The sequence below is a fragment of the Pseudoalteromonas sp. CO342X genome (assembly GCF_004208915.1).
GTDB lineage: Bacteria > Pseudomonadota > Gammaproteobacteria > Enterobacterales > Alteromonadaceae > Pseudoalteromonas > Pseudoalteromonas maricaloris.
In genome coordinates this window covers 1-7,170 of record NZ_SGPH01000044.1, presented here as the reverse complement: position 1 = coordinate 7,170, position 7,170 = coordinate 1, and the positions used below count along the sequence as shown (strand labels likewise).

9 protein-coding genes are annotated in these 7,170 nt (G+C 42.1%); all 9 read right to left on the bottom strand.

The annotated features are described in order from the left end of the window. Nucleotides 1–198: GAD-like domain-containing protein (locus EXT47_RS23475; RefSeq protein WP_276319750.1), on the bottom strand; the 198-nt coding region annotated here is incomplete at its 3' end. A 13-nt stretch (nucleotides 199–211) separates the two neighbouring features. Further along, the gene (locus EXT47_RS23470; protein ID WP_226899497.1) at nucleotides 212–1,402 is read right to left on the bottom strand and encodes a polymorphic toxin type 15 domain-containing protein; all 1,191 of its coding nucleotides are present in this window, start codon (nucleotides 1,400–1,402) and stop codon (nucleotides 212–214) included. Nucleotides 1,403–1,503: 101 nt separating this feature from the next. Continuing rightward, the gene (locus EXT47_RS23465) at nucleotides 1,504–2,295 is read right to left on the bottom strand and encodes a PoNe immunity protein domain-containing protein (RefSeq protein ID WP_130127733.1); all 792 of its coding nucleotides are present in this window, start codon (nucleotides 2,293–2,295) and stop codon (nucleotides 1,504–1,506) included. Between the two features lie 9 nt (nucleotides 2,296–2,304). Beyond that, nucleotides 2,305–3,054, bottom strand: coding sequence for a PoNe immunity protein domain-containing protein (locus EXT47_RS23460; RefSeq protein WP_130127732.1), 750 nt, complete (start codon nucleotides 3,052–3,054; stop codon nucleotides 2,305–2,307). Nucleotides 3,055–3,264: 210 nt separating this feature from the next. Beyond that, a complete protein-coding gene (locus tag EXT47_RS23455; RefSeq protein ID WP_130127731.1) occupies nucleotides 3,265–3,951 on the bottom strand; it encodes a GAD-like domain-containing protein in 687 nt (228 codons plus the stop codon). Then, nucleotides 3,951–5,891 (bottom strand): polymorphic toxin type 15 domain-containing protein, encoded by a 1,941-nt coding sequence (locus EXT47_RS24160; RefSeq protein ID WP_240701665.1) that lies wholly within the window; start codon nucleotides 5,889–5,891, stop codon nucleotides 3,951–3,953. Before EXT47_RS24160 ends, EXT47_RS23455 begins: the two co-directional genes overlap by 1 nt. A gap of 56 nt (nucleotides 5,892–5,947) precedes the next feature. Next, the gene (locus EXT47_RS23440; protein ID WP_130127730.1) at nucleotides 5,948–6,367 is read right to left on the bottom strand and encodes a tol-pal system YbgF family protein; all 420 of its coding nucleotides are present in this window, start codon (nucleotides 6,365–6,367) and stop codon (nucleotides 5,948–5,950) included. Beyond that, on the bottom strand, nucleotides 6,364–6,789 hold the full coding sequence (locus EXT47_RS23435) for a tetratricopeptide repeat protein (protein WP_130127729.1): 426 nt from the start codon (nucleotides 6,787–6,789) through the stop codon (nucleotides 6,364–6,366). Before EXT47_RS23435 ends, EXT47_RS23440 begins: the two co-directional genes overlap by 4 nt. Nucleotides 6,790–6,798: 9 nt before the next feature. Continuing rightward, nucleotides 6,799–7,170: GH-E family nuclease (locus EXT47_RS23430; protein WP_205991277.1), on the bottom strand; the 372-nt coding region annotated here is incomplete at its 5' end.

Below are 7,170 nucleotides of genomic sequence, written 5' to 3'. Positions count from 1 at the left end.
ATCGGGATTAGTTAACCAAAAAAGCCCTTCCCCGAAACCAGAAAATCCGTATTCACTCCAATATTCTAATAATCTAGTAGGCAGTTTACCTTCAAACTTTTTTATTATTTCTACTGGGGCTTGATTTTTTTCACTAGGCTCTTCAAACTTTTCAAGAAACCACTCGAAATCTTCATCTATTTCAAATTGTTTGGTCATTATTCTAACCTCCTTACTTACACCGTTCTAATTCTATATTCATTTGGGTGGTAGGGCCCATTGTTCTCAACGCAACCCTTGCTGCCTCATCCATACCGGAAACTCTCCCCCCTTTAGACCACTGAGAACCGAGAGAGGAGTTTACATTTTTATTTCCGAGTTTGTTGATCTTATCACTACCGCCCGCTATCAGGTCAGGATCATGTAAAGCAGCTAACTGAGACATTTGTTCTTTTATCTTCTCTGTTGCGACTTTATCAGCATTTCGACCTTTAATACCCTGCTTTCTCAAACTTTTTAATATTGATTCATACATTTCGTCCTCTAACTTCTTTCTGGCTGATACTTGTGCCATTCCGCCATTCGTTAGAATTTTTCTTGCTTTTTTATGTCCATGCTCTTTAACAAGGTCAGTCAAGGTTTTACGGTTTTCTAAATATTGTTCAACCGTCATTTTATTGATGCCGTGCTGCTGAGCTTTTAGTTGTTTATAAAACTCTTTTTCTAGAGCTTGCTTACCACCCTTAAAGTTCTTCGCTAAGTCTTCGCCAGGCATGAAGCAAGGAGGTCTATACTTCTTCATTTTTATAGCTTTGAGTTTAGCCCCCGGCAACTCATTCCCTTTTGGTGGCTCCAACTCATCGGCTTTGGCTTTGGTGGGCTTGTCGGTAACGCCTCGAATTGGTGATTGGCCTTGATATTCATCCAGTGCTTTATTAACTCGCTGCCCGATTTCTTGGGCGGCTTGTTGCATATGCTGGTCGATTTTGGGGGTGACGTCGTCTAGGCGTTTAACCGTGGCTTGCATGCCTTCGATGGCGGCATCTGGAAGCAGTAGGTCGTAGTGCCAACTGCTAGACATTTCATCGAGTGAATCGCGCAGGCCTTTGACGATGTTTTTAACTTCCGTAGCGGATTGTTTTCCTAGGTCTTGCCAGTTGATGTCTCTTAGGTATTTAACTGGGTCGCCTTTGCCGAGCTTGCGTAAAACTGCAAGCGCAGCAGAGAGTGATTCTCCGGTATTTTTTAAGATAACCTTGCCTACGCCTTTGACGGCTGAGCCCACAACTGGCACTAAACCAATACCCGTTAGGGTAAAGGCAAGCCAAGCGTCAGTGTCGTTGGCTTCATCATCGTCGGTCAGTAACATGACATTGGCGGTGATATCTCGTAAATCCATGACTTGGTCGATAATCGGTATCATGGAAATCGAGGGACTGACTACTGTCAGTGAAGGTTAGCGGCTTAGCCCTGCAACACCCAAGTGTTTCAGCCTATCCTTTCTTAAAAATCATGCGCAGAAGTTTATCTGATTAAATCAACCGGAACATAAACACTATCTTCTAAAGATTCTCTTGGTATTTCTAGAACATTAGCGACTAAAGCTAATTCAAAGCACCAATAACCAATATAATAATCCGTGTACTCGAATTCGCATTCACAGGTGTGATTATCATGCCAGTCCGCCAAACCCTCTAACTTGTTGTACCAACTTTGTGCAAATTGGTTGAGTAAATCAGGCTTTTGTTCATTGGGTACTGTAAAAGCGAGTGAAAGGTTTTGATAGATTTCAGGGTAATAGAGTGTGGGCGAAATAGGTCTATCGTTATCACCAAGTGCAATGGCTACATTATCAAGTAAGGTGTCTTTGCCGCGTTCGCCAATAACATCGAGCACTTCTTGAATATGAGCTGGAGCGACATCACAGGCTTGTAAAAGTGCCAGCCACCACAAAGTGTAGATATAACGATTGATATTAGGGGAGCCGACAGCATCGATTTGCCCGCCCAACTTTTCAAAAGCGTGACGGTATATTTGATGATTTGCAGGTAACTTATCACAGTAGTGAGTCAGTTGTTTGCGATACGGCAAAATCGCTTCGGTATAGCGCTTAATATCCCCAAGGTGAGCACCATATGAGTAGTGCGCTACCGCTCGCATAATCGCGAGCTGATATATACGCTGGGCAACATTAACTCGTTCGCTAGGTGTGGTAAAATTACCTGCGTCGAGGGCTTCTTGTGTTTCTTTAATGCCAACTTCAATGTCGACTAAGAACTCTTCGAAATAATCGTTACTTCTCCGTGTATCGCGCACCTTTATCTCCTACTGATTCTCTCGCCAATGTACGAGGTCTTTAGGGTAGTATGGGTGGTCAATAAAGCTGCTATCATCAATATTGAATAATTTAACAACAAGCGCAATTTCCCAGCACCAGTAGCCATCGTAAGCATCATTATCCAGTAAATGTATATCAGGACTTTCCTCCAAGACGTACCATGCCTCCATATAGGACTTTGCAAGTGCTGGACGTTGCTCTGGACTTCCTTCAACTACTTTGTAAAGCTTACCGAAACGTTTTTTGAACAGAGTATCCGCTGCTATTTCGCGATTAGTGTCACCTAGCGCTATCGCAATTTTATCGAAAAGTGCATCTTGTCCTTGATTTCCAATAAGCTCTAATAATTGTAAGTAGTAATCTTTTCCCATATTTAAGCAGTAGGCGAAGCTAAATAACTTTAAATAGTTCCGTAAATCGCTTTGGTGCAACTCTTCTAAGTCAATGCGCTCAGCTTGTGCTTCTAGAGGTAGTTCATCGGCAAACTTCTTTTGAGCTCGGCGATAAGTTATCGCATCGTTCAAAAGGGGTTTGAACTCTATTACGCTGTCACCACGAGAGTATTTTACATGCATCAAACTGATTATATTATTTATCAGGTCAAAGCATGTTCTCATCTTGATTTCTATCGTGAGATCACTGGAGTCGAGTTCGGCGACATCCTCTAATATAGTTTCTTCATAGAACTCTACAGCTTCGTCAAAATAGGATTTATCCCGAAAGGTATCTCGGACCATAACAACTCCTTTAAAGTTTTATTTCTTGACCAATGATATTGGCATTTCGATCTTGCATATTTTCATGCATCGCGATCACCAAATAACTATTGATAGAATCATCCATTCTTAAATTTTTAAAGCATGTATGAAAATAGAAGTGAGCTTTAAGGCAAGGAGAGTTGCTTCTTGCCTGGCGACACCTGTGTATTTAAAAGACTTAAAAAGGTGCTATTGGTTATGAGGTAATTGGTTAGATAGCGCAACGATATCAGCCATAACACGTTTTTCTCCTAGAGCAGCTAGGAAAGCTAAATGTTCCGTGGCTTTTACCTTTTGGAGATTCTCAAGCTTAGGTTCGCCACCAAGGGCAAGAGCAGGCGCGAAGCCATAGATCTCTCCATTTTCAAGAGGGCCTAGCTTTTCGACAGCTCGTTCAAAAAGAGGCTGATCATTGATATCGTCTAAATCAATTTCTGAAGTTGTTTTTATAGAAAAGAAAAGGTCTAGGCTTCTAGTTTCACCTCTACTAACATATTTTTCATTATCAAAGGTCGGGAAAATCATGCCATAACTACTTGTTATTGAAATGCTATTCCCTGAATTCTTTCCCCAGACATAGATCTCACCGAATGCATCTAGTGCAATTACATGGAAGCTGTCTATACCGTCATTTTGCATTTTTTCAAACTTCGTGCCTCTTAACCATTCAGTCAAGATATCTTGATAATCCCTTGGGTTGACCATCCACAAGCGACCACTCCCCCAACCACAAAAGCCGTACTCCTTCCAATACTCTAGTAAATTATTAGGTAAAATACCTTGGTAATACTGGAGTTGCTCATCTGTTGGTTGAATCGCTTCTATCGCTGGACCAAACCCACCAAAGTTATAAAAATTGTCAAAAAACTTGTTCATTATTTGCACCTATGTAGATTCATATTCAATTTTGCATCTGGGCCCAATGCTTTTAGTGCTTTCTCTGCCTCATTATCCATTAGCTCAACACGACTTAACTTAGTCTTTTTACCGGAATCATCAAAACCTTTTTTATTCCATCGCGCGCCAATAGATTGGTTAACACTAGCGTCACCTAAATCAACTACCTCATCTAACCCCCCTGCAATCATATCAGGGTTATGTAAAGCATTGAGGGTTTTCATGTCCCTTTTTGCTAATTCTTCAGCTTTTCTAACAGCTTCTTCGCCGAAGTACTCTCCACTTTCTTGGAGCTCTAATTTGTATTTGTCAATTAACTTTTTCTTAAACTTTTCTCTAGCCGCCTTCTGCGCCTTACCAGTTCCTTTTCGGCCAATCTTTTTATAAGCATCGCGATTTTCAAGATACTGTTTTACTGTCATGCTATTTAGCCCGTCCATTTGTCCCTTTAATTGGCGGTCATATTCAACTGTGGTTCCTTTGGCATTCTTTTTAAAACAAGGCACGTTGTATTGTGGCATACGTTTTATTGCCGCCCCCGGCAGCTCATTCCCTTTTGGCGCTTCCAATTCATCGGCTTTGGCTTTGGTGGGCTTGTCGGTAACGCCTCGAATTGGTGATTGACCTTGATATTCATCCAATGCTTTATTAACTCGCTGCCCGATTTCTTGGGCGGCTTGTTGCATATGCTGGTCGATTTTGGGGGTGACGTCGTCTAGGCGTTTTACCGTGGCTTGCATGCCTTCGATGGCGGCGTCTGGAAGCAGTAGGTCGTAGTGCCAACTGCTAGACATTTCATCGAGTGAATCGCGCAGGCCTTTGACGATGTTTTTAACTTCCGTGGCGGATTGTTTTCCTAGGTCTTGCCAGTTGATGTCTCTTAGGTATTTAACTGGGTCGCCTTTACCGAGCTTGCGTAAAACGGCAAGCGCAGCAGAAAGGGATTCTCCGGTATTTTTTAAGATAACCTTACCTACGCCTTTGACTGCTGAGCCCACTACTGGCACTAAACCAATACCCGTTAGGGTAAAGGCAAGCCAAGCGTCAGTGTCGTTGGCTTCATCATCGTCGGTCAGTAACATGACATTGGCGGTGATATCTCGTAAATCCATGACTTGGTCAATAATTGGTATCATGGAAATCAAGGTACCTACCACGATTTGTGACGTGGAGGGGTTTTGATTAAAGTCGCATTGTAGTGTGCCCCACAACCAATCACCTGCTTGGGTTGCAATGCCATTGGCTTCTATCAGTGGTGCAGTATTGCCGCTGCGTACCATTTCAGCCGCTCGCGCTGGGGTGATTTGTCCATACAGTGGATTTTTAGGGCGATTATCTTCTGGCAGGTAATCGCGTTTGTCCTCACCATATTGCACGGTGTATTGACCGGGCGGTGCATTCTCGATTTTTGCTTTACCGCTGTCATCTAAGTTACCGGTCAGCGCTGTGCCGTTTGCAAATCGAATGGTACTGCTCGCCATGGTAGCGATGCCATCGGCGGCAAGTGAGAGTCGAGCATTCTCTGAGAGCGCTTGAATTTGCGGTACACTCGGCATAGTGGCGCTTTGTTTGCCGCCAATATCTTGCTCCATGCTACCGTCAAACACGGTCATGGCTTTGCCTTTTAAGGTCAGTAACTTGTCCGCAAAGATGTTGACGTTACCACTTGAGTCAATACTGATTTCACTGCCGCTATTGGCAAGAGTGAGGTTGCCAGAGCCACTGCCTTTAATCGTGATATTGCCTTGGCTTTGAATGATTTGACTTCCCGCCGGCGCGGTGATGGTGAGGTTGTTGTCTGCCTTGAGGTTTATATCACTTTGGATAACACTGCGATGGCTGCGACCCGCTTTAAGGGTGATATTTTGTTTGGCGTTTAAGTCAAGGCTCTTGAATTTTGTGGTAAATATATCGAACAAGGTATTGCACGATATATATGCTAACTGTCATGTGCTGTCCTTTGCGTAGAACTGGTTTATAACTTGATTTCGGACTTTAAAAAGTCGTAATAAAAAAGCCCATCCTCTCCATGGTCTTCAAAAATTTCTTTTCCGGCTAACATATAGGCTTTAAGTAAAGCATTTTTACTGCGCTCTTTATCACCTAACTGATAATGACACTGGCCAGCTCTAAAGTGAATAAATGGGTTGTCAAGTGCTTCAGGGTAGTTTAATGCATCCAGCATTGAATCTAGGGATTGTTGATATTCATCAAGCATATAATAACTATCCCCCATAGATACTTTAAGCCAAACGGCTTGCTCCCACTCTTCATCTGGATCAGCGAGCAAATCGAAAGCTTTTTTCCAAAGTGTCATTGCGCCTTGAAAATCTTCTTCATCAAAAAGGTCATTGCCTTGCTCGCAATACTCTTCTATCTCGTCATGTACATTCATTGGTTATACTCATTAAAGAAGGTTTTGTATTTCTTAGGTTGTTCTACAAAGCATCTACCTCGTGAAATAGAATTGGCTTTAGCAAACCATTCATATGCTTGTTTAAACTCTCCTTGCTCAAAGTATAATGTACCTTTTAAAAATAATGGCCCATCATCATAGTCATTTAAATGGTCTGAGTCTAAAAGCTCATTAATAATATTATGGGCTTTTTCGTGTAAGCTTAATTCTCGATACATTTTACAAATTCCGGTAACAAAACTGAGAGTGACATCCCAATCAAATTTCGGTTCAGGTAATAACCCCCATGCTTCCTCAGCTTTTTCTTGGGCGATGTCAACATTTTTGACTTCTAATGCCTTGTATGCAGAAATGTAGAGAGCATCAATTTTATCGCGCAAGTCTATGGGTAAATTTTCCATTATCTTTCCTTATTTTTTAGGAGGTAAATATCTATCGTTAAGCTTAGCACCAGCAGAGCGGTTAATTGCGTAATGGTCGAGAGTATAATTATCAGGATCTAACATCCATTTTCGCACTTCCTTTGATTTTGCGCCGTATTGTCGGCCCGTAGTATTCCACCACTTTACTGCATCTGTCGGGTCATGAGCCATGTCTGCCTGAGATAGGGGGTACCATCTACCATTACTTGCTTTAAATTGAGTACCTTCGAATGATTCTCTTATTTTACCTTGCGCTTTCATTCTTGCAATGACTTCTTTACCGGTGCGAGATGTTTTACTTGGTGTTTTTCCAAGGTATTTCAAGCGGTTCGATATCTTACGAGCTTTCTTAGTTTTTGT